Below are 22,463 nucleotides of genomic sequence, written 5' to 3' on the forward strand. Positions count from 1 at the left end.
ATAAATAATAAATCTGAAAACACCATTTTTTATAATCCTCCTCGTATAATTTAGTTGTTATATTTGATATAAAGTCTCATAATCAAATTTGACAATTGGCATTATAATACTATATAAACTAATTTTCAACAATGTATTGTAAAGTATTGTAAAAATTTGTTTATATTTACAACTAAACAAAGAATTACAAATTATTTTATATCGTATTTTCAAAAAATATGTCATAATATAATTTCCAACAAATAAAAAAAATCTGCTTCCATATATTGTAGAAACAGATTTTTTTCAACTTATTATAAATCTCCTTTAAGTCCTATTTCTTCGGCAACTTCACGCATACCTAAAATAGTTTCTTCTATTACTTCGTTTAATTCTTTGCCTAGCATTTGGCATCCATTTTCTATGACTTCTCTATTTACACCAGCTGCAAAGCCTTTAGATTTGTATTTTTTCTTAACTGATTTAACTGTTATATCTAAAACACTCTTTGATGGTCTCATTATAACAGCTGCAGTTATAAGCCCTGTTAATTCATCTATAGTGTATAGAACTTTTTCCATGTCAGTTTCTGGTTTAACATCGTTTACAAGTCCGTAACCGTGGCTTATTATAGCACGTATTACTTCTTGATCTATGCCTTTAGCTTCTAATATTTCTATAGTTTTTTTGCAGTGTTCTTCTGGATATAATTCATAGTCTACATCGTGTAATAATCCGACTACACCCCATTCATCAGGATTTCCACCATATAAATTAGCAAAATGTCTCATTACACCTTCTACTGTCAATCCATGTTTTATTAAATGTTCGTCCTTATTATATTCTGTAAATATTTCCCATGCTTCTTCTCTTGTTGGATACATGTAAACCACCCCTTATTTATGTATAATTATTTATTATGAAAATTCTTAATATAGATTATATAATTCTTTTACAATTTTATCAATATTTACAAACATAAAAAGCACTAGATAAATTCTAATGCTTTTTGTTAAATCATAATTTAGTTTAATGTTCAGAAGCTTGTGCATCTGACTTAGTTTGATGAACTGTACCAAACGGATGATGAGGTGGAGCATAAATTGCATACAATTTAAGCGGTTGATTACCTACATTGATAACATTGTGCCACTTGCCAGCAGGTATCACTATAGCAAAGTCATCGTAAATTCTCTTTTGAAAATCTAAATTATTTTTACTATCTCCCATCACCACAATTGCTTGACCTTCTTCAATTCGTATAAATTGATCAGTTGTTTCGTGGATTTCTAAGCCTATATCATCTCCCACATCTATACTCATAAGTGTAACTTGTAAATTTTCTCCTGTCCACAAAGCTGTTCGAAAAGTATTATTTTGTTTAGCTACATCGTTAATATTGATTGCCAATGGGTTTGGCCCGTAATCCTTTAGATTCATAGTATTTGTATTGTAATTAAACATATATGCTTGTTGACCATTTAAACAATTTTTCATACACATACTATTGTACATTTGAGGATTAATCCAAAATGGATATGGATACATATACCACATTTGAGGACCAAACCCAAAAAGATATGGATTTTGGTTGTATATAATTATCAACTCCTTTTTATAATCTTTATAATATTTATGCTATATATTTAATAAATATACTTAATTACACCCAACTCTAGCGAAGCTACACCGCTATATCAACTTCCATTATAAATATGTTTAAGAACTTTGTGAAGAATTATAGTTCTAAACATATCTTTTTCCAAAATAAAATCTATTCATTATAAATAATGTTTCTAAACTAATTAGATTTATATATATTTGTAAATAAAAAATGGCTAGACATGTTTATACCAAATGCCTAACCATTTTTATTTTCAAATTATCTAATATATTTAAATTTTAGTATCTCTCTACTTCAGCTTTATCTCTTAAAGTAGCTATATGTTCTAAGTATTTATCTGCAAGTATTTTACTTACGACTTGATCTTTTACATCGTCTAGTGATTTTTGTTCTGTCTTTTTGTCAGTTACTTTAACTATTTCATATCCAAAAGGAGTTTCAAATACATCTGATATATCGCCCTTGTTTAGTTTAAATACTTCATTTGTAAATTCAGCGTTTTTATCCTCTCTAGTGAAGTATCCTAGATATCCGCCTTTTTTACCAGTGCTTTGGTCGTCAGAGTTTTCTTTAGCTAGCTTTTCAAAATCTTCTCCTGATTTTACTTTTTCTAGTATACTATCAGCTTTAGATTTTAATTCTTCATTTTTAGAATCATCTACTGTTTTGCCATTTTCATCTACTGTTGTAACTAGTATATGGTAAGCTTCTACAGATTCTTCTTCGAAATCTTTTTTGTTTGCATCGTAGTATTTTTGGATTTCTTCATCTGTAACCTTTATATTTTCTTCAAATTTTTCTCTGTATTTTTGAACCATTAAATCTTTTTTAATAGTTTCCTTTAAGTAATCCTCATCTACATTTGCATCATCCAACAATTTCTTGTAATTTGTGTTTAAATCTAATACACCTTTGATTTGATCATATTTTTGATTTACTTCATCATCTGTAACTTTTATTTTATCCTTCTCTGCTTGTTCGTACACAACTTCATTATCTATCATATAAGATACTACTTGATTGTTTATTTCTTCTTGTGCCTCTTTATCATCTTCTGATTTATTAAATTCAGCTAAGTAATCCCTATTTGTATATCCTGCTGTAGCAACTAATATAGATTTTACTTTTTCAACTTCATCTTTTGAAACTTCAGTTTCTCCTACTTTAAATGCGTTGCCATTAGAGCATCCCACCATTGATAGGCAAAGAGCACCTACTAATCCTAAATATAATATTTTCTTCAATCCGTTCACCTACCTTTAGTTTTGACTTCCTAATTTTCCATTCCAATAATTTTGTTCTTGTTGATTTTGTGCTATTGGAAGTATTTCATATCCTTGTGATTTTAGATATTTAATTATGTCATCTAAAACAGCTACTGTCTGTTTTCTTTCATGAATTAAAACAGTTATATCGTCACCTACTGCATATTTTTTCAAATTAGCCATTATTTGTGGTGAAGTAGATTTCCAGTCTTCAGTATCTAAAGTCCAGTCCCATAATTTATATCCAGAAGCTACTAAATTATCGTAAGAAGATTGAGGAGTAAATGGTTTACTACCAAATGGCAATCTTATAACCTTAGAAGTTTCACCAGTTATTTTTGTAAAAGTTTTTGCACAAACATCAAATTCTTCCTTTGCAGATGTAGAAGTCTTATACAATTTGTGTATGTCGTGGCTCACACTGTGGAATCCAACAGTATTTCCAGCTTTTACTGCATTTTTTACTTGTTCAGGAAATGCTTCCATATTTCCATTTACCATAAAAAATGTTGCATTGACATTGTTGTTTTTTAATATTTCAACCATTTTATCAGTATATTCTGATGGTCCATCATCTATAGTAATATGAGCAACCTTACCGTAAGTTTTTGTAGGTCCTTTATTTATTTCCTTTGATGAATCGTAGATTATATCTGATACTGTAGTCGATGCTAACGTAGCATTTCTTTTGTATTCATTTTCACTTAATTTTTTATTGCTATTAGAACATCCAACAAGTGCTACTAAAGCTGCGATGATTAAAGTTATTATCACTAATTTCTTTTTTGTTTTCAAAGCGATTCCCCCTCATTATTTTATTTTTTTTGACATCAAATATCTCTATTTCTTATTTTCCTACATCAAGAACTTATAGTCAATAAAAAAACATTAACAATGTTGTAACATTTCACCTCCTGATACATCATCTGTATTCTCGATATCCTTATAGTCAATAAAAAAACATTAACAATGTTGTAACAAAAAAATCAAGTTACATATAAATACATTTTTTTCAAAAAAATAAACAATAGTAAATTCGCCTTTACTCTTGTTTATTTTTTAATCGATCGTATTATTCTTATTTTTTATTTATTCTATTTATCCATTATATTCAATATCTTTTCAAATAAATACTCTAGCATATAATATGTTGTCTCATAAAGATTTTATCTATATTCCTCAGGTACCTCCATCATTGGATTGAAAAAGCATGAATAGTTTCCAGTATGGCAAGCCACCCCTGTTTGTTTAACTAAAACAAGTATAGCATCTGCGTCACAATCGTAGTATAGGCCTTGAACATCTTGAATATGACCTGAAGTCAATCCCTTAGTCCATAATTCTTGTCTACTTCTACTAAAGTAGCATGCCTTCTTTTCTGTAAGTGTCTTTTTTATAGATTCTTCATTCATATATGCAAGCATTAAAACTGCACCAGTGTCTACATCTTGTGCTATTGCAGGTATTAAGCCTCTTTCATCGAATTTTAAATTTTTTATTGCGTCAAAATCTATCTTTCCATTTAATGTTTTGTCTGTCGTAACTAATCCTTTCATTATTGTACTCCTCATTTTTTAGATTGATTATTTAAAATAATAGTATTCTAGCCCTTACATTAAAAATGTAAAGGCTATCTATAATTTTTATAATATAATTTATAATCTGACTTCTACACCTTGTTCCTTCATGTATTTCTTTAAGTCGTTTATTTTTATTTCGCCAAAGTGGAAAACTGAAGCTGCAAGTATTCCGTCTGCATTTGCTTCTTTAGCTGCTTGTACAAAGTGATCCATTTCTCCTGCACCACCTGATGCTATAACTGGCACGTTTACAGCAGCTGTTATTTTAGATAGCAATTCTATATCGTATCCGTTTTTCATACCGTCTTCATCTATACTGTTTACAACTATTTCTCCTGCGCCTAGCTCTACACCCTTTATAGCCCACTTAATTGCATCTAGGTCAGTTTTTTCTCTTCCACCTTTTACATATACACTCCAAGAACCTTCGTCATTTTTCTTAGCATCCATTGATAAAACGACGCATTGTGCCCCGAATTTTTCTGAAGCTTCTCTTATAAGCTCTGGATTTCTAACTGCTGATGAGTTAACTGAAACCTTGTCAGCACCTTGGTTAAGTATATTTGTAAAGTCGTCTATGCTGCTTACTCCACCACCGACACTAAATGGTATATTTATTTGTTCAGCAACCTTGCTTACGAATTCTAGTGAAGTTTTTCTTTCTTCATTAGAAGCTGTTATATCGTAGAAAACTAATTCGTCAGCTCCACTTTCACTGTAGAATTTTCCTAAAGTAGCAGGATCGTCTACATCTTGTATATCTTTAAATTTTTTACCTTTTACAACTCTTCCGTTTCTAACATCTAAGCATGGTATTATTCTCTTAGTTAACATAAATCTAGTACCTCCTTAAGATCTATTCTGTTATCATAAAGTGCCTTACCTATTATTGCACCGTACATGTTCATATCTAGTAATCTTTTTATATCGTCTATTGAAGTTACTCCACCTGATGCTATTATATCTAGTGAAGTCTTCTTAGATAATTCTTCATATATATCGAAGTTTGGTCCTGAAAGCATACCGTCTTTTGATATATCTGTGTAGACTATAGTTTTGACTCCTATTTGTTCAAGCTCTTTACATAAATCCACTGAATCTATGTCGCTTACTTGTTCCCATCCATGAGTTGCTACTTTTCCATTTTTAGCATCGATTGAAACTACTATTTTACTAGCTCCGTATTTATCTATTAATTCTTTTAGTAATGCTTTATTTTCTATAGCCATAGTACCTACTATAACTCTGTTTATTCCTAAATCTAAAAGCTCTTTAACTCTTTTTTCGTCTCTTATTCCTCCACCTACTTGTATTGGAACATCGACTGCCTTTGCTACCTTTGCTAAAGTAGCGTCGTTTATTCCGACTTCATCTCTTGAACCATTTAAATTTACTACATGTATAAACTCTGCTCCATATGAAGCCCATTTTTTAGCCATTAATGATGGATCTTCTCCATATACATTTACCTTGTCGAAATCTCCTTGTGTAAGTCTGACACATTTATTGTCCTTTATATCTATTGCTGGAAAAATTATCATATTAATAAATCAACTCCTTGTATGCTTTTAATATATCTGCTCCGACTTGTCCACTTTTTTCTGGATGGAATTGTAATCCATATACGTTTCCTTTTCTAACAAGTCCTGGTATTTTCTTGCCGTATTCTGAATAAGCTACTAATTCTTTATTTGAAGAGTTTGCATAGTATGAGTGAACATAGTAAACGTAATCGTCTTCTTTTATGTATTTTAATATTGGATCGTCAGCTTTTTCAAATTTTAAATTGTTCCATCCCATATGAGGAACCTTTAAATCTATATCTAAAAAGTCTACAGAACCTTCTATTAGTCCAAGACCTTCGTGAGTTCCGTATTCTGTACCTTGTTCGTACATAATTTGCATTCCTAGGCAGATACCTATCATAAATTTACCAGTTTTTGCAAATTCTCTTATAGGTTCAACTAATTCTAATTCGTTTAATTTTTTCATGGCATCGCCAAAAGCCCCAACTCCTGGAAGTATTAGTGAATCTGCATTTTTTATTTCATTTATGTCTTTAGATAATTTTGTTTCTATGCCTGCGCGGTTAAATCCTCTGATTACAGACCCTAAATTTCCTAAACCGTAATCTACTATAATATTATTCATTATAAAACCCCCTTTGATGAAGCAACTTCATCTGATATTATTTCTATTCCTTCTTTTAATGCTCTCGCAAAAGATTTAAATATTGCTTCTATTTTGTGATGATCATTTTCACCATACAATAAATTGATATGTAGTGTAACTCTAGACTCGTTTACAAATGCTCTGAAAAATTCCTTTACCATTTGAGTAGTCATATTACCAACTCTCTCATCTGTAAAATCGGCATTGAAAACTAAAAATGGTCTATTGCTGACATCTATACTAGTTCTAGCCAAAGCCTCATCCATAGGTATGAAAACTGTAGAATATCTTCTTATTCCACGTTTGTCACCTAAAGCTTGTTTTACACATTCCCCTAATGCTATTCCTATATCTTCAATCGTATGATGATCATCTACATAAGTATCGCCATGACATTTTACCTTCATATCAAATTTTCCATGAAATGCCATAAGTGTAAGCATGTGATCGAAAAATCCAACTCCAGTATCTATGTCTGCTTTTCCTGTTCCATCTAAATTTATTTCTACTAAAATTTGAGTTTCTAGTGTGTTTCTCTCTACTTTATAACTTCTCATATTTATCTCCTAAATCTTTTATTACATAACGCTTTTAAATGCTTCTAAGAATTTTTGATTTTGTTCTTTTGTTCCAACTGATACTCTGTAATATCCATCTAATTTTCCACTGAATTTTCTTATAAGCACGTCTTTTTTGACTAATTTCTTTTGTAAATCCTCTATATCGCTTTTGAAGAATACGAAGTTTGCACCAGATTTATATGCTTTTACTTTTAAATCAACTAGAGCATTGTATATTACTTCTCTTTGTTCTCTAACGTCTTTTACATAGTCGTACATTCTTTCTTTTTGTTCTAGAGCCTTAGTAGCTATATATGCTGATAGTGAATTTAGGTTGTATGGTGCTCTAACCTTTTCAATTGAAGTTATCAATTCTTCATTAGCAACTATATATCCAGCTCTTATTCCTGCTAGTGAAAATGCCTTTGATAGAGTTTTTACTATTAATAAATTGTCGTATTCCATGACTTCATCTATTAGAGATTCATCTGAAAATTCCATATAAGCTTCATCTAAAGCTATAAGTGCATCTGTGCTTTTTACTATTTTTCTAACTTCATCTTTTGTAAGAAGTGTTCCTGTTGGGTTGTTTGGATTGCATAGTATAACTAATTTTGGATCGCTTTCTTTTATTTCAGCTATTATACTGTCTACATTTAATTCAAAGTCCTCTTCTGCCTTTGCTCCTATGTATTTTGCACTGAAAACTTGAGCGTAAATTGAATACATACTAAAAGTTGGGTCCAAGCTTAAAATCTTCTCATCCTTGTCTACAAAAGTCTTTATACATAAATCTAGTAATTCACTTGAGCCGTTTCCAACTGTTATATTCTTAGGCTCGTATCCTACGTAAGCATTTATCGCCTTTTTCAAATCTGTATACGAATCGTCTGGATAGTAATTTAATGTTATGTCGCTTTCTGCAAGATTTTTTAATAAATCTAGATAAAGCTCACTGTTTCCTTCATTTGCATCTAATTTAACTGAACATACTGTCGGATTTGTTACATATGGTTCTAAACTTCTTATACTTTCTTTTTCTCTATTCATAATTATCTCTCCTCACTTTTTCATTTATTATTTATAATCTGTACTTTTAACTGTTGAGTCAAATAAGTCTATTACTTTTTGAATTTTGTCATAATTGAATTTATAACTAACTCTATTTGCAATTATTCTAGCGCTTATATCGAATAAATCTTCATACACTTCAAGTCCATTTGCCTTTATTGTGTTTCCTGTTTCTACTAAGTCGACTATTACATCTGATAAGCCTACTATTGGTCCTAATTCTACTGAACCGTTTAATTTTATGATATCTATCTTTTGACCTCTAGCTTTAAAAAATTGTTTTGCTATAACTGGGTATTTAGTAGCTACCTTTAAGTTTTCAGATGTAAGGTATTTTTCTTTTTTGCCTTTCATACCAGCTACAGAGAATTTACATTTTCCAAAGCCTAAATCGTATAACTCGTATACTTCACTTTCGTTTTCATTTTCAAGTATTGTATCTTTTCCAACTATACCTAAATCTGCAACGCCTTTTTCAACGTATGTCACTACGTCACTTGGTTTAACGTGAATATATGTTATATGGTTTTCTTCATCTGTAAATATTAATTTTCTAGAATCCCTATCTATCCATTTCTCCATATTTAAGACCTGAAGTCTTCTGTAGATATCTTTTTCTATTCTTCCCTTTGCTATTGCTATTGTTAAATTGTCCATATTTCCCTCTCCTATCTGTTAATAGCTTCCATTAATGCGTCAAAGTAAATTGTAAATCCTATCGCAGGAACTCTTCTTCCAAAAGATTCTGTCAACTGATCGTATCTACCACCGCTTAGGATTTCTTTGTATAAGTTTCCAAAGTAGCCCTTCATCATTATTCCATCGTAGTAATCTAATTTTGATACCATTGATAAATCGAATAATGTATATTTATCTAGGTCTTCCTTTGATATTAAAGTGCTTATTGTGTTTAATTGTTGTATTCCTTTTTTCATTCTGTCGTTTGTGAAGTATTTATTTGCTTTTTCTGTTACTTCTTCTAAAGTACCTCTAATAGTTAAAATATTTAACATAAGTTCTTTTAACTCATCTCTTACATCCAAGCTATTTGCAAATATCTCTAATTCTGGTTTATTTTTTCTATATAATAGCTTTTTAAATTCTCTTTCCTTTTCTTCACTTATATTTAATTCTTCTACAAATCCATCTATATAATTTCCACTACCTATTTCAAGTAAGAATTTATCTGTAAACTTTCTAAATATATTAAATGCTAGATTTACTACCTCTCTATCTGCTTCTATTGAAGGTTCTCCTAAGTATTCGCATCCAAACTGTCTACATTCTATAATTCCATCATTGTCTTTTTTATTTTTATATACTGTTGAATGATAAAATAGCTTTAAGTTTAAATCATCCTCCCATCTAGGAATCAAGCTCTTCATAAGGCTTATAGTTATATCTGGTCTTAAAACCATTACTTTATTGCTTACGACCTTTACCATTGATTTTGTCGATATATTTTTATCTACCTTTGTTATTTGATCGTATTCTTCAAATATTTCTGGTTTAATTTGTATAAATCCAGCATCTACAAAAGACTCCTCTATTTTCTTTGTAAGTTCATATCTTTTCTTAGCAAAATTTAATTCGTCTTGAATTCTTAAAAATTTCATTTAATCACCTGTATACCTTTCTGTCTGATTTATTTTGATAAATAAAAAACCATGTAGGCTTTTACCTACATGGTTTAGTGATTTCTCTACCATCATAGACTCAAGCCTTTAAGCTAACACAAATAGGGCTTGCATCTATGAAAAACTTTCTTCATAATACAATCCCTAAGAGCTATGATGGTGATGATGATTTAATTTTTCTATTGTTACTATATTAAATTGTCTATTTATTAAATTCATCTTCCCATTCCTCCATCTTAGTTATTTTTTAGTTTAATTAAAATTATGATTATATATTCAACAATATATACTATTTTTACCAATTTCTTTTGATACTATAGATAATAATACAAATATTTAGAATTTGCAATAATTTTTTAAATATTAATTTTTTTTTATAAAATTATACTCTCTTCCACTTCGCACTTCTTCCCTTTGCCACGACCTCAATCTTACCACTCTTTCTCAAGTTGTTGAAAACTCGATTTATTGTAGGCTCTGGTATATCTGGACATTGGAGTCTTATGTCGTCTTTTGTAAAATAACCTAATGTTGAATTTACTATCTTTTCTATTCTCTTAGTCTTAGTTTCTTTTTTAATAGCATTTAAATTAAGCTCTTCACTTAAAGTTTTATATCCATCTAATACGAATTTCAAGAAATACTCCAACCATTTATTTACGCTGTAGTAGAATTTATCTGTGTCGTTTTTTCTAATAAATAATCCTTTAAAATATATTTGTGTCTTTTCATCGTATATTTTACCTAAGCTTACATATTTTCCTACTTCATATCCATTTTTGTTTAATAGAAGCACTGTAAGCAATTTAGCCATTTTTATATTATTTTCTGGAAAAGGCGATATCAATATAAAATCCATTATAAATGAAGCTATAATTATCAAATTGTCTATCTCATTTTCCATAATCAACTTGTTGTACTCTGCGCATAAATCATCTATGTATTTATTCAATCTGTCTTCGATATTTTTTTTGATCAATATTCCATGATTGTTAAAAGTTTCTTCCCTAAAAAAGTCAGTTTGTAAAAAATCATTTTCCTCAGTTCTATATTTTCCCCCTCTTACTAAAGAAAAACGATGCAAATATCCATGAAGTTCAAGTATTGTCTGTGAACTTATTTTCATATCTTCATAAGCATTATTTACTGTTTTCAAAATATCTTTAAATTCTACTATACTTACCTCTTCCCTAGTTTTTGGCTTTACTTCTCCTGAAAATATTTTTCTGAAATCATTTTGTTCTAAAAAAACATTTTCACATGAGTCGATAGTAAAATTTAATAGTGCATCCTCTGTCAATTTTTCTAAAACCTCTTTTGGCTGCTTTTTATAGATAATCTGCTGCCCTTTGCTCTCATTTATAGCTGATAGCATTTTGACAACCTTCATATTGACAGGCATATCTAGCAATTTTTTCCCCATAATATATTCCATAAAATCACTCCAAACCTAAATTTCACTTTTTAATATATAATTATCTCATTTTGACTTTATTTTATCATATTTTTAACATTCTTACAATTTCGTACAGTTTTTACCATTTTTCTATTTGTTTAAAAAACATTTATTTTTCTGCAAAATAAATAAAAAAACAAAGTAAAATAGTCAGATTTAAATAATTTATTTTATTTTACTTTGTTTTTCTTTATTCTTATTTTATTATTTTAATATAAAAATTTTTAATTTGACTTTGTTATAAAATACGCAAAATATTTTCTATTAATGCTCTAAAAATTACAGGTACTTTCTCAAAGGAGTACTCTACTAATATTCTCTCTGTCCATTTATGTGGATCTTTTCCATGTGGTCCAAAGCTGAACACAGGCAGATTTAATTTTTTGATTTCCTCAAATGGAATATCGTAATTATAACCTAGAGAAGGCATATTAGGCTTTAAGTACTTCATTACCTCTTCTGAATCCCTCAAGCTAAAATAACTCAAATCAGATAGGCCTTTAAAATATCTCTGAGTATTTATTTCTTCATCTAGCTCTTCTTTTGCAAAGCTTTGGACATTTTCGACTATTTTTTTTACCAAACTGTAATTTGCGTCTTCTTCTTTTGCTCCTACGCTAGGGTAATAAGGTGGAGCGAAGAAAACGACTATCATCGGATCCCTTTCCTTTATATACTTACTTACAAAATCGACTATCTTGCTGCATACATCTCTTTCATCTAGAGATTTATCTTTTAGCCATATTTTTATATTTTCTTTTAATTCTAATTCAAATTTTTCTCCGTATTTTTTATAAGCCTTTTTGTATATTTCATCGAAAGTAAATACGTTTATATTTAGATTTTGGTCTATATTTATTTTATTTCCAAGCTCTCTATATTTTTTTCTAGATTTATTTACGAGATCTACAGTGTTTTGAGCTGATTTTTCACAAAGTGATTTTATCTCATTTACTATTTTGTGAGGTCCTTTTTCAAATACTTGTAGATTATAATACATAATAGACGATTCCGGCATCTGAACGTTGTAGACTTTTTTGCTGTCCTCGTATTTTAAACAAGTCGGCGGCATAGTGTATTCATTTTCTACCTTCTCACATAAATCCACGTTTAATTCCAGATTTTGAATAATCTGTGAAGATATTAAATTCGTATTTAGTCCGCACATGCTCTCTCCTACATGGACCTCTACTCCCGTTGAATAAATCCCTAAAAGCAGTTTACCGCAGCTTCCAGTGTATATGTATTTACCGTCATCACCTAGATAATTTCCAAAATCAGGCTCAGCATTTAATACAGCCACAGGTCTTAAATTTTCTCTTTCTACAATTTTATTTACAAACGGAAGTGCTTTTATAAGCCCCTTAGAATTTGACTCCTCATCTGGAACTGTAACCATAAGTAAATTACCCTCAAAATCGTCTCTCTCTGAATAATATTCTAAAGTGGCAATCTCCATCGCAACACCCATCTTCATATCCATTATACCCCTTCCAAACAGGTATTTTTGAGATAGTAAATCCTCTCTAGATTCATCATCTAGTAGAGCTATATTTTCTCCTAAGACCTTAGTATATTCATAAGGCTTTAATATAAAATCCTTAAAATTCCCCGCGTTTTCTATATCTGCCGTATCTATATGTCCTATCAAAATAACAGTTTTATCTGTCTTTTTCTTAGATTTATATAGAGCACATAAAAGCGTCCTTCCTAAATCGTCTGCTACATCTCCTATGTAGATATTATCTTTATTGTTTTTGAAATAATCTATCTCCATAAGCTTTTTAGCGACTAATTCTATGCCATATTTTTCGTCAGAAGTAGATGAAATCGTCTTTTCCCCTACTAATTTCAATGTCAAATCTAAAAGCTCCTTTTTTGAATTGTACATAAAAGTACCCCCTCTATTCATAAAATTAAGTACATCAACTATGTCATCTATGCAAAAAACTATTAGACAATAAAAGCTTTATTATCTAATAGTTTTATTATTTTTATTATTAAATTTATTTATTTTCGGCTTCTTTTTCAGCCTTTTCTTCTTCTAATATCTTCTTTTGAAGTGCTTGCATATGTCTTATTATATAGAAATCTATATCGTCGTTATCACTGTCAAATCCCCAGTGCATTTCAAGCATACGTATACTTCTATAGCAAAGACCTGCATTGCCTTGTAATTTAAAGTCTATTAAATCGAATAACCAACATTCTCTAGTGTTTACATCCCACAAATCGTGTTTTTTTATGTAGTCGTCTAGAATCTTTCTGTACTTCATCAATGTCATATTGTCAATTGTTATATGTTCCATGAAAACATGGTATTTTTTACCTCTAGCCATTATTTAGCCCCCCTAAAATCAATTTTAGCTTTTACCCACTAAAATAAGAAAGTGCTCACTTTAAAATCATTAAATATTACCACTTAACAAGATGCTTATTGTATTCTACTAAATAATCGTCTATTAAATTTACAAATGTTTCGTATTTATATACGTCTTTAGCTTCTACTTTTTCACCTTTTCTAAGTGATGTAAAGTAAGTACAGCTCATTTCTGAAATAGCATGACCCATAGCTAATGTAAGTCTTTCTGCAAGAGTAGGACTTATACCGATTGAATGTATAGTCACTCCTGCTGGTAATAATCTTAAAATCTTAGTATGGAAAAGTGAATCCATAAAACGTCCTTCTGGAATAAAAATTAAAGAATCGACGATTTCATCGAAATCTACATCGTATAAATCTAGCTTCCAAGTACTAAGTATTCTAAAAGCCATTTCTTTTTCTAATGGTACTAATCTTTGTTCTGCTTCTGTATAGTATATATATACTTCTGCTTCTTTGCTTGCTTTTTGTGAATAAGGTTTTATTATTTGTTCATTTACAATAATTCTTATTTTGTCTTCAAGACTTGTATTCTCCTCAAACTCAAAATTAAATTTGCCTTCTTCATGTTTATGTTCCATCTAATTTCCCCCAATATATAAGTATATAACAATATTCAGATAGTACCTATGAGTTTATAATAGCGCTTAGATAATACCTGATAAGTAAATTATAGCATATTTTCCTTTGTTTATCCTCTATAAACTACTTTACCTTCGCTTATTGTGTATTTTATTTTTCCATTTAAAACTTCACCTATAAATGGTGTATTTTCTGATTTAGAAGCAAAGTCCTTTACTTGCCATTTTTCGTCTTCATTGAATATTACTATATCTGCAATTGCACCTTCTTTTATAAATCCTCTGTCTAGCTTGTATAGCTTAGCAGGATTTATAGTCATTTTTTCTAGTAAGTGCATTAAATCTATGTGGCCTGCTTTAACTAGATTAGTTACGCCAAGTCCTAGAGATGTTTCAAGTCCTGTTATACCGCTTGGGCATAGTGTAAATGCTTTTTCCTTTTCCTCTTTAGCATGTGGCGCGTGATCAGTGGCTATTATCTCTATAGTATCGTCTTTAAGACCTTCTATTATAGCCAATCTATCTTCTTCTGTTCTAAGTGGTGGATTCATCTTTGCAAGTGAACCGTGTTTTAAAACTGCATCTTCAGTTAGTGTAAAGTGGTGTGGACTCGCCTCTGCAAATACATTTGCTCCTAGTGATTTTGCAAATCTCACTGTATCAACAGCAGTCTTTGAGCTTATATGTTGGATATTTACCTTAGCACCTGTTTCTAGAGCTATCATTACGTCTCTTGAAACCATCACGTTTTCTGCTAAAGCAGTAGCTCCTCCTTCTAGCCCTAGAGCCTTCGATACATTACCATCGTTTACACCAGCCTTAGTTATGAAAGAAGGATTTTCTTCGTGTAAGCTTATAGGCACATCTAACTCCTTAGCCTTCTTCATTGCATTATAAAGTACAGTTGTGTGTTTTATAGGTATACCATCGTCAGTAAATCCTATAGCTCCATTTTTTAGCATTTCGTCAAAGTCTACAAGCTCTTTTCCTTTAAGCCCTTTTGTGACTGTAGATGCTTGAAGTACATTTATATCAGCTTGTTTTGCTTTATCTAATACGTATTTTAGAGTTTCTACATTATCCACTACAGGCTTTGTATTTGCCATACATACAACAGTTGTAAATCCTCCTTTTGCAGCAGCCTTCGCACCTGTTATTATATCCTCTTTGTAAGTAAGTCCTGGATCTCTAAAGTGTACATGTATATCTATAAGTCCTGGAGATACTACACATCCTGATGCATCGATTACTTCATCGAAGCCTTCTTCTTTTATATTTTTAGCTATTTGTTTTACTTTATCATTTTCAATAGCTATATCTACTATCTCATCTCTTTTAGAAAGTGGGTCTATTAATCTTCCATTTTTTATTAAAATCATAATTTTCTTTAGTAGCTTGTCTACTAAATACTCCTTTCTACAGTTTTATATATTTTTATATAATATTTTACATTATTTTATAGATTATTTCATTTATTTTATTAATTTAAAAAATATATTTTGTTTAATATAAATCGCCTTCTGAGGACACAGTTCATGGCAACAGTAACATCTAATACAGTTTTTTAAATCTATCTTTGGACCATCTTTTGTCATCTTTATCACTTTTGCAGGGCAGACTTCTCTACATTTTCCGCATTTTATACATTGATTTTCTTTTACTACCGGCTTTGGAGTTATTATTTTATCTATTATATCTCCAATTGGCTTTGGAAATTTAAGCGATAAAAGCCTAAAATCAGAGCTCGTGACTGGTATTTTGAAATCCTTTAAAACTAAGCTATCTATATCATCGCCTACAAACTCTATATCGGAAAAATCATTTTTTATTAAATTCCTTTTTATAGATCCTCTGACTGTACCGACTTTATTTGGATCTAAATTTATTAGCTTGCATCCAGCTATATCTAGTGCATATGGACTACTAGATGCTAGAAGTACATTTGCCTTTTTTACATCTCCTGCTGTAGGGCCTTCTCCCTCCATAGCGTATATGCCGTCCATTATTGTAAGTGAAGGATTTATATACTGGCAAATATCTAATAGTACATTTTCACAAAACTGCTCCTCTTTTTTAAATCTGTGGTGAATTTCTGCCTTTTGAATGCCGACAATAACTCCGTATAAATTTTTAACTCCTCCTGTGTACTTAGCCATTTTATGAGTTTTTAATTTACACAAATTTATGACATGGTCGACCTCTGTTATAGGGGTGATTATCTTCATAGTTTTTAAATACCTAGCCTCTTCATTATGTACTTCTGTTTCAGATGTATCGTAATTTAACTCTACATCTAGATCTTTGACGGCATCAACTATACCACATACATCGTAAATTCCCTTTAATATGCTTTTACTATAAGGTCCTCCAGGGCTTTCAGCTATCACGACCTTGCAATCTAGCTTCAAAAGCTCCTCACATAAAATTCTAACTAAAATGGGATGAGTTGTAGCTCCTTCTTCTGGAGATTTTTTTATAACTAAATTAGGCTTTATAAGCACTCTACTGCCCCTTTGAATAAATTTTTCAATACCACCTATATCTTTCATTAATTTTTCAAATGACGCCCTTAAAACATCGTAGTCGTAGCTAATACATTTTCTTATACTTACTTGTTTCATATTACACCTTCAATCATTTATTAATTGCAAAAATAAATCCCAGTAATGTAATTAATGGGATTTATCAATATAATTATACATTTTTTTTGCACACTTTTAATATTACTTTACAATTTTTTATTTCTACATCGTAATTACTGTGAAGCTCGTTTGGAACTACGCTCTTTGCAACTCCATTTTCATCTACCTCATAATCTTCATCATATAAATTGAAAAACTCTACGTATTCTGCTTGACTTGGAAGCTCTAAATCGTCTTCCATATGGCTTAACTCTAAATACGTATATATAGCGCTTTCAATTTTACCAATTAAATTATCTTGGCACTTTTTATCTAACTCTTCAAATTTCAATGTATAATCCTCCCTCTATATATAAATTAAACCTCCCTTACAGTATAAATACTATAAAGAAGGTTTTTATCATCAACTAAATCTATTTTGCTCCCTTACCAAATCCACAATTAGGGAATGTACATACTTTACAATTCAAACACAATCCACCTAATCCTAAATCAGCTAAATCATCAGCAGTTATCATATCGTCTGCCATTATTCTAGGAAGAACTAAATCAAATATTGTTCTAGCAGCGTACATTACACATCCTGGAAGACCTACTATTGGAACTTGTTTTCCATCTTTTTCATAATAAGCTATTAAAAGCATAGCTCCTGGAAGAACTGGTGCTCCGTAAGAAACTATTCTAGCTCCTGTAGCTTTTATAGCTCCTGGTGTCTTGTCGTCTGGGTCTACACTCATACCACCTGTACATAGTACTAATTCAGCACCTTGGTCTATATAATCTAAAACTGCATTTGTTATTTTTTCCATATCATCGTTTACTATAACTTGACCCATTATATCTGCATCAAATGCTTTTACTTTGTCCATTACGACAGGTCCGAAAGTATCTTTGATTCTTCCATAGTATACTTCATTTCCAGTTGTGACTATACCGACTTTTTTCTTTTTATATGGAAGTAGAGATAGTATAGGTTTGTCTCCAGCGACTTCCTTTGCTTTTTCCATTTTTTCTTGTTCGATTAAAAGAGGTATTATTCTTGTTCCAGCAAGCTTATCACCTTTTTTAACCATTGTATTTGTGTGTCTAGTAGCTATCATCATTTCTCCTAGACTGTTTACTGCTTTTAATCTATCTACATCTATTTTTAAAAGACCATCTGCATCTGCGATAATCTCGATTTTACCCTCTTTAACAGGTGTTTCAGTCATATTTTCATTTAAACATATATCTCTAAGGTATTCCGCTGCTTCATTTTCATGAAGAATACCTTCTGTTTTTTCCCAAATATAAAGATTATCTTTACCTAAAGATAGTAAAACAGGAATATCTTCCTCTGTCACTATATGACCCTTTCTAAAAGCTGTATCCTTCTTTACATCCTTTATTATTTGGACTATATCGTGGCAAAGAACATGTCCAACAGCATCTTGAGTTTTTACACATTTCATTCAACATCACCCTCAACTTTCAAAACTATTTTTGTAATTTACATCGTTTTAATTTATGACTGTCTATAATGTCCACTTAATATTAAAAAATTTCACTCTAGTTTTAAAAGAAAATTATCTCTTTAGACAAAGAAAAATCTTCTTTAAACAACAGAAGATTTCTTACGCTATACATAAAAAAATCTCCTTTCCAATAGGAGGCATATTCATTTCTAAATATACCCTAACGTTTTAAGTTTCATAGCAAAATAGCCTTAGAATACTAAAATCGGAGAAATCGTTTAACATTTGTATATTTGATTAAATAGTAGCATTTTAACTATAATTTGTCAATTTAATCAGAAATATTCAATATCTATACACAAAAATACAAAATATTAGACTAAATTCATGTTGAAATAGATAAAACTATGCATATAAATTCCATTTTTCCCACAAATATACATATATTTGTAGTATAATTTATATATATTTTACTTTTTATTTAGACGGGAGGCTATTCATATGAATACTGAATTAAAAGACGTTATAAACAATATAATTGAATCATCTAATTTTAAAAATGACAAAGAGTTATTAAATTTAAAAAATCAAATTATGAATCAAGTGTTAGATTGTTTCTCTGAAAAAATATGCGAAGATAACGAAAAACGCGTAGATTTCATAAGCTCAGATGAATTAGTAATGGAACTAAAGGACAATACAACTAATAAACTATATAGAAGATCAGTTCCTCTATCATATATCGAAAATTCTAACGGTATAAAATTAACTGGTGAAGACCTTCACGGCAACCCTTCAGAAATCGTATTTTTATCTAGTATAGCTGTTGAAAAAATCATAGATGTAACTGGTAAAGGTCGTAATGAAGCTAGATGTGATGGACACGAACATTAGATAAATTATAAAATCAAAACCAAAAAGGTGCCTATATGACACCTTTTTTTATATATTTTTTTGTAGTATTTCAAATTTTTTATCTTCAAATGAAACCACATTTATCGCACCGTAGTCCTGTTTTATACTCAATATATCGTTTAGAGGTATTTTATCTATATAAGCTATTAAACACTTGATTATACCGCTATGAGTTACTAAAGCTATATTATCATTTTCATTTTTTATTACAAGCCTATTTAAGGCGTTTTTGGCCCTTTCAAAGCATTTTTCAAACGATTCTCCACCGTGCTTATCAAAGGTCGCAATATTATTGCCTCTCTCTTCGTATTCAAGTGGATACAATTTTTTAATCTCACTAAACGATTTATTTTCCCAAATACCCATATCTATCTCTCTCAAATCTCTATCTACAAAATACGGTATATTTAGGCAATCTGACATAATTTCAGCAGATTTTTTACATCTACTTAAATCGCTAGTGTAAATTTTTTTTATGTTTTTATCCTTTAAAAAAACACCGTTTGATTTTGCCTTTTGTATACCCTCTTGGCTTAAATCTATATCAGTTATTCCAATACATTTTTTAATGCCGTCTTCCCAATTTAGCTTGCCATGTCTTATTAAATATATATTCATATGTTCTCCTAAATCAAAAATCAATCGTATATAATTTTTCTTTTTCCCATATAATAAGGAAACCATTTATCTGTATATTCGACTTCTATATCTATTTCTAATAGACCTATATCTACTGCTTTTTTAATAGATTCAATATTTAACAGCAATTTTTTTGCCTCTAAAATTAATAAATCATTATCATGATTCTCATTATTCAAATCTAAAACAGCTAATTTTATATTTAATTTAGATTTATCTTGTATCTCAACTTTACAGTTTATCAAATTCTTTATCTTAAATAAATTTCCATCTATATCTTTTATATTTATAAATGAATCGTCATCTAAGTAAAATACATTTGCCTCTCTATAATCTATATAATCGAGTCTCTTTAGTACGCTACCACATGGACAAGTGCCAGAGACAATTGAGCCTATATCTCCTGTTTCATATCTAATCAGAGGCATAGCAGCCCTAGTTAACGTAGTAATAAGTACCTTGCCAAGCTTTCCATCCTCTAGTGGTTCTTTTGTGACTGGATCTACTACCTCTACGAGTATATCATTTTCTCTGATATGCATACCTGTGTGATATGAACATTCTACTGCACATCCGAGTCCAGCCTCTGTTATACCAAAGTGGTTAAAAACTTCACAATTATAAGCATCTCTTATTTCGTCTACAATTTCACGGCTGACCATGTCTGCACTTAAAAGTATGCTCTTTATGTTTATATCTAAATTTTTTTGTTTTATATATCTTCCTAAAGCTAAAATCTCTACAGGCATTCCGACTATAGAGTTTACGTTGTTTTTTATGATAGTATTTACACAGTCCTCAAATGTATCTAAAAGACCATAAGGCACTGGCTTTACTTCGATATTATTCAGTCCTTTTCTAATTAAGTCGCCGACACCATTTTCCCTTTCACATGGAAGTAGAATCATCATAGTATCTCCCTTTTGAGTAAGTAAACTGATTCCCTCGCCAAAAAAGTCGACAGTCAATGCTTGATCTTCTTCTGTAAAATAAATAGTCTTAGATTTTCCCGTTGTACCAGATGTTTTCAATGAAACTATTCTAGATATCTCGCTTTGAGATACGCATACCATTTTTTTATCGCAATTTAATATATCGTATTTATTAGTTATAGGAAGCCTTGTAATCTCATCTAATGAGTTTAGCTTATCTATATCCTTATAAAGCTTTCTATAAAATGATGAATTTTTTTTAGTGTATTCGATAAGATAGTTAAGTCTTTCGAGCTGATAATTATCTAAATCCTCTCTAGTCAACTTAACTTTCTCATTATCGAATATTTTTTTGTTAATCCAATCATCCAGTCTCATATTTATTTTCTGTATAAATACTCGCCCTTCGTATTAGTTAAATTATATGCGCAAAATGGTACTAATTTTATATTTTCATCGTCACTTACAACGTGTATATAGCATTGCTTTAATCTATCTATATCTAAGTTCCATGCATCCTGGAATAACATGGCAGATATAGCCAAAGTGTATTTTTCAAATCTTTCAATAAAATCATCTAAAGATTTTGTTCCTATTACTTCTTGTTTTTTAGGAGACTCACTTGAGCAACAGCATGAAGCTTCTTCTACCTTAACTTCCGGCTTTGATGAACAGCAGCATGAAGTTTCTTCTGCTTCTATAGAACTACAATTTATCGGTTCATTTGTGTCTATGCCCTCTCTAGCAGACCATTGTTTAGCGACAAACTCTCTAGATTGCTTTGATGAAGTAGGCTTTGAACAACAAGAAGTTCTACTTCCTAGAGCTCTTAGACTTCTATCTTCATTGACTAAGAAGTTCGCGTGGAAAGAGCAATAAGAGTTTTCGGCTCCTCCTGGCATGAAGTCTCCTACCTTCATCTTGCCATTCATTTGTTTTTCTATTTCCTTAATCATCTTAGGAATAGTTATTCTAAATGTTTCATCTCTATTTTCATATCTACCAAAGTAGCTAATAGGTTGGAAGTGAACTCCTCTTACTGCAGGCATATTGTTTATCGCAAATTCTATTATTTTTCCCAATTGATCTAGATTTGCATCCTTTTCTACAGTAGGAACTAATACTACCCCTACGCCTGCCTTTTTACAATTTTCGATTGCTTTTAGCTTAGTTCTAAGCAACTTCTTACCTCTAAGTCTTATATAAGGCTTTTCAGTAAGCCCATCGAATTGTAAAAATACAGTATTTAATCCAGCTTCAGCTAGCTTCTTGATATAGTCTGCATCCTCAGCTATTCTAATACCATTAGTATTTAATTGGAAGAAGGTAAATCCTTTTTCCCTACCTATTTTGATTATTTGATCTAAGTCGTCCCTCATAGTAGGCTCTCCACCTGATAATTGTATATTATATGGACCTCCACAATCCATCAAATAATCGAAATATTCAGCCACTCTTTCTATACTTACATCAGGCTTGACATCTTCATTAGCAGATGCAAAGCATATAGGGCATTTTAAGTTGCATCTATCAGTTAATTCAAGTAGTACACAGCAAGTCTCTTGTCTATGCT

Annotated in this window: 24 protein-coding genes and 1 riboswitch; of the genes, 1 reads left to right on the forward strand and 23 read right to left on the reverse strand. The window is 30.5% G+C overall.

All coding sequences use genetic code 11. The features are described 5' to 3' along the window. Nucleotides 1-293: 293 nt before the first annotated feature. From MR593_RS10715 to MR593_RS10810, 20 genes are all read right to left on the reverse strand, one after another. A complete protein-coding gene (locus tag MR593_RS10715; RefSeq protein ID WP_290692712.1) occupies nucleotides 294-863 on the reverse strand; it encodes an HDIG domain-containing metalloprotein in 570 nt (189 codons plus the stop codon). A 145-nt stretch (nucleotides 864-1,008) separates the two neighbouring features. Beyond that, entirely contained in the window at nucleotides 1,009-1,476 is a 468-nt protein-coding gene (locus MR593_RS10720) for a cupin domain-containing protein (protein WP_331474828.1), read from the reverse strand. Nucleotides 1,477-1,881: 405 nt separating this feature from the next. Next, nucleotides 1,882-2,847 carry a peptidylprolyl isomerase gene (locus MR593_RS10725; protein WP_290692716.1) on the reverse strand — a complete coding sequence of 322 codons (966 nt, stop codon included), beginning with the start codon at nucleotides 2,845-2,847 and terminating at the stop codon, nucleotides 1,882-1,884. A gap of 15 nt (nucleotides 2,848-2,862) precedes the next feature. Then, nucleotides 2,863-3,663 carry a polysaccharide deacetylase family protein gene (locus MR593_RS10730; protein ID WP_290692718.1) on the reverse strand — a complete coding sequence of 267 codons (801 nt, stop codon included), beginning with the start codon at nucleotides 3,661-3,663 and terminating at the stop codon, nucleotides 2,863-2,865. A 371-nt stretch (nucleotides 3,664-4,034) separates the two neighbouring features. Next, nucleotides 4,035-4,424: a phosphoribosyl-AMP cyclohydrolase gene (hisI, locus tag MR593_RS10735; protein WP_331474829.1), complete on the reverse strand. Its 390-nt coding sequence runs from the start codon at nucleotides 4,422-4,424 to the stop codon at nucleotides 4,035-4,037. Between the two features lie 99 nt (nucleotides 4,425-4,523). Further along, nucleotides 4,524-5,282 (reverse strand): imidazole glycerol phosphate synthase subunit HisF, encoded by a 759-nt coding sequence (gene hisF / locus MR593_RS10740; RefSeq protein ID WP_290692720.1) that lies wholly within the window; start codon nucleotides 5,280-5,282, stop codon nucleotides 4,524-4,526. Then, a complete protein-coding gene (gene hisA / locus MR593_RS10745; protein WP_290692722.1) occupies nucleotides 5,276-5,989 on the reverse strand; it encodes a 1-(5-phosphoribosyl)-5-[(5-phosphoribosylamino)methylideneamino]imidazole-4-carboxamide isomerase in 714 nt (237 codons plus the stop codon). Before hisA ends, hisF begins: the two co-directional genes overlap by 7 nt. A 1-nt stretch (nucleotide 5,990) precedes the next feature. Beyond that, nucleotides 5,991-6,599 (reverse strand): imidazole glycerol phosphate synthase subunit HisH, encoded by a 609-nt coding sequence (hisH, locus tag MR593_RS10750; RefSeq protein WP_290692724.1) that lies wholly within the window; start codon nucleotides 6,597-6,599, stop codon nucleotides 5,991-5,993. Next, nucleotides 6,599-7,177: an imidazoleglycerol-phosphate dehydratase HisB gene (hisB, locus tag MR593_RS10755; RefSeq protein WP_290692726.1), complete on the reverse strand. Its 579-nt coding sequence runs from the start codon at nucleotides 7,175-7,177 to the stop codon at nucleotides 6,599-6,601. Before hisB ends, hisH begins: the two co-directional genes overlap by 1 nt. Nucleotides 7,178-7,198: 21 nt before the next feature. After that, nucleotides 7,199-8,230, reverse strand: coding sequence for a histidinol-phosphate transaminase (hisC, locus tag MR593_RS10760; RefSeq protein WP_290692728.1), 1,032 nt, complete (start codon nucleotides 8,228-8,230; stop codon nucleotides 7,199-7,201). A gap of 27 nt (nucleotides 8,231-8,257) precedes the next feature. Further along, nucleotides 8,258-8,908, reverse strand: a complete 651-nt coding sequence (gene hisG / locus MR593_RS10765; protein WP_290692729.1) for an ATP phosphoribosyltransferase — start codon at nucleotides 8,906-8,908, stop codon at nucleotides 8,258-8,260. Between the two features lie 11 nt (nucleotides 8,909-8,919). Then, entirely contained in the window at nucleotides 8,920-9,867 is a 948-nt protein-coding gene (locus MR593_RS10770; protein ID WP_290692730.1) for an ATP phosphoribosyltransferase regulatory subunit, read from the reverse strand. Nucleotides 9,868-10,270: 403 nt separating this feature from the next. Continuing rightward, nucleotides 10,271-11,323, reverse strand: a complete 1,053-nt coding sequence (locus MR593_RS10775) for a Fic family protein (protein ID WP_290692732.1) — start codon at nucleotides 11,321-11,323, stop codon at nucleotides 10,271-10,273. Between the two features lie 259 nt (nucleotides 11,324-11,582). Next, a complete protein-coding gene (locus MR593_RS10780; RefSeq protein WP_290692734.1) occupies nucleotides 11,583-13,235 on the reverse strand; it encodes a M20/M25/M40 family metallo-hydrolase in 1,653 nt (550 codons plus the stop codon). 115 nt (nucleotides 13,236-13,350) lie between these two features. Beyond that, the gene (locus MR593_RS10785) at nucleotides 13,351-13,683 is read right to left on the reverse strand and encodes a hypothetical protein (RefSeq protein ID WP_290692736.1); all 333 of its coding nucleotides are present in this window, start codon (nucleotides 13,681-13,683) and stop codon (nucleotides 13,351-13,353) included. Nucleotides 13,684-13,759: 76 nt separating this feature from the next. Beyond that, nucleotides 13,760-14,308, reverse strand: a complete 549-nt coding sequence (locus MR593_RS10790; RefSeq protein ID WP_290692738.1) for a hypothetical protein — start codon at nucleotides 14,306-14,308, stop codon at nucleotides 13,760-13,762. A gap of 110 nt (nucleotides 14,309-14,418) precedes the next feature. After that, a complete protein-coding gene (locus MR593_RS10795; protein WP_290692740.1) occupies nucleotides 14,419-15,687 on the reverse strand; it encodes a dihydroorotase in 1,269 nt (422 codons plus the stop codon). Between the two features lie 93 nt (nucleotides 15,688-15,780). Further along, on the reverse strand, nucleotides 15,781-16,929 hold the full coding sequence (locus MR593_RS10800; RefSeq protein ID WP_290692742.1) for a DUF362 domain-containing protein: 1,149 nt from the start codon (nucleotides 16,927-16,929) through the stop codon (nucleotides 15,781-15,783). 73 nt (nucleotides 16,930-17,002) lie between these two features. Further along, nucleotides 17,003-17,281 carry a hypothetical protein gene (locus tag MR593_RS10805; protein WP_290692744.1) on the reverse strand — a complete coding sequence of 93 codons (279 nt, stop codon included), beginning with the start codon at nucleotides 17,279-17,281 and terminating at the stop codon, nucleotides 17,003-17,005. A gap of 82 nt (nucleotides 17,282-17,363) precedes the next feature. Further along, complete coding sequence (locus MR593_RS10810; protein WP_290692746.1) at nucleotides 17,364-18,401, reverse strand: molybdopterin-binding protein; 1,038 nt, start codon at nucleotides 18,399-18,401, stop codon at nucleotides 17,364-17,366. Nucleotides 18,402-18,568: 167 nt separating this feature from the next. Then, nucleotides 18,569-18,687, reverse strand: a riboswitch (molybdenum cofactor riboswitch). Nucleotides 18,688-18,905: 218 nt separating this feature from the next. Between MR593_RS10810 and MR593_RS10815 the strand changes: the two genes are divergently transcribed. Next, the gene (locus tag MR593_RS10815; protein ID WP_290692748.1) at nucleotides 18,906-19,298 is read left to right on the forward strand and encodes a hypothetical protein; all 393 of its coding nucleotides are present in this window, start codon (nucleotides 18,906-18,908) and stop codon (nucleotides 19,296-19,298) included. A gap of 48 nt (nucleotides 19,299-19,346) precedes the next feature. Here MR593_RS10815 and MR593_RS10820 read toward each other — a convergent pair whose 3' ends face one another. The 3 genes from MR593_RS10820 to trsS all read right to left on the reverse strand — a co-directional run. After that, the gene (locus tag MR593_RS10820) at nucleotides 19,347-19,937 is read right to left on the reverse strand and encodes a histidine phosphatase family protein (RefSeq protein ID WP_290692750.1); all 591 of its coding nucleotides are present in this window, start codon (nucleotides 19,935-19,937) and stop codon (nucleotides 19,347-19,349) included. A 20-nt stretch (nucleotides 19,938-19,957) separates the two neighbouring features. Then, nucleotides 19,958-21,268, reverse strand: coding sequence for a DVU_1553 family AMP-dependent CoA ligase (locus MR593_RS10825; RefSeq protein WP_290692752.1), 1,311 nt, complete (start codon nucleotides 21,266-21,268; stop codon nucleotides 19,958-19,960). A gap of 2 nt (nucleotides 21,269-21,270) precedes the next feature. Beyond that, on the reverse strand, nucleotides 21,271-22,463 hold a 1,193-nt coding region (gene trsS / locus MR593_RS10830; protein WP_290692753.1), incomplete at its 5' end, for a radical SAM (seleno)protein TrsS.

It is taken from the genome of Intestinibacter sp. (assembly GCF_022780145.1).
Taxonomy (GTDB): Bacteria; Bacillota; Clostridia; order Peptostreptococcales; family Peptostreptococcaceae; genus Intestinibacter.

Bases quoted from the DNA above. Each gene is read 5' to 3' on its own strand.
- hisI (WP_331474829.1), bottom strand. From the start codon at position 4,424: ATGAAAGGATTAGTTACGACAGACAAAACATTAAATGGAAAGATAGAT.
- MR593_RS10775 (WP_290692732.1), bottom strand. From the start codon at position 11,323: ATGGAATATATTATGGGGAAAAAATTGCTAGATATGCCTGTCAATATG.
- MR593_RS10770 (WP_290692730.1), bottom strand. From the start codon at position 9,867: ATGAAATTTTTAAGAATTCAAGACGAATTAAATTTTGCTAAGAAAAGA.
- MR593_RS10780 (WP_290692734.1), bottom strand. From the start codon at position 13,235: ATGTACAATTCAAAAAAGGAGCTTTTAGATTTGACATTGAAATTAGTA.
- MR593_RS10815 (WP_290692748.1), top strand. From the start codon at position 18,906: ATGAATACTGAATTAAAAGACGTTATAAACAATATAATTGAATCATCT.
- hisG (WP_290692729.1), bottom strand. From the start codon at position 8,908: ATGGACAATTTAACAATAGCAATAGCAAAGGGAAGAATAGAAAAAGAT.
- hisF (WP_290692720.1), bottom strand. From the start codon at position 5,282: ATGTTAACTAAGAGAATAATACCATGCTTAGATGTTAGAAACGGAAGA.
- hisA (WP_290692722.1), bottom strand. From the start codon at position 5,989: ATGATAATTTTTCCAGCAATAGATATAAAGGACAATAAATGTGTCAGA.
- MR593_RS10825 (WP_290692752.1), bottom strand. From the start codon at position 21,268: ATGAGACTGGATGATTGGATTAACAAAAAAATATTCGATAATGAGAAA.
- hisH (WP_290692724.1), bottom strand. From the start codon at position 6,599: ATGAATAATATTATAGTAGATTACGGTTTAGGAAATTTAGGGTCTGTA.
- MR593_RS10800 (WP_290692742.1), bottom strand. From the start codon at position 16,929: ATGAAACAAGTAAGTATAAGAAAATGTATTAGCTACGACTACGATGTT.
- MR593_RS10810 (WP_290692746.1), bottom strand. From the start codon at position 18,401: ATGAAATGTGTAAAAACTCAAGATGCTGTTGGACATGTTCTTTGCCAC.
- MR593_RS10785 (WP_290692736.1), bottom strand. From the start codon at position 13,683: ATGGCTAGAGGTAAAAAATACCATGTTTTCATGGAACATATAACAATT.
- MR593_RS10715 (WP_290692712.1), bottom strand. From the start codon at position 863: ATGTATCCAACAAGAGAAGAAGCATGGGAAATATTTACAGAATATAAT.
- MR593_RS10820 (WP_290692750.1), bottom strand. From the start codon at position 19,937: ATGAATATATATTTAATAAGACATGGCAAGCTAAATTGGGAAGACGGC.
- hisC (WP_290692728.1), bottom strand. From the start codon at position 8,230: ATGAATAGAGAAAAAGAAAGTATAAGAAGTTTAGAACCATATGTAACA.
- MR593_RS10795 (WP_290692740.1), bottom strand. From the start codon at position 15,687: ATGATTTTAATAAAAAATGGAAGATTAATAGACCCACTTTCTAAAAGA.
- hisB (WP_290692726.1), bottom strand. From the start codon at position 7,177: ATGAGAAGTTATAAAGTAGAGAGAAACACACTAGAAACTCAAATTTTA.
- MR593_RS10790 (WP_290692738.1), bottom strand. From the start codon at position 14,308: ATGGAACATAAACATGAAGAAGGCAAATTTAATTTTGAGTTTGAGGAG.
- MR593_RS10720 (WP_331474828.1), bottom strand. From the start codon at position 1,476: ATGAAAAATTGTTTAAATGGTCAACAAGCATATATGTTTAATTACAAT.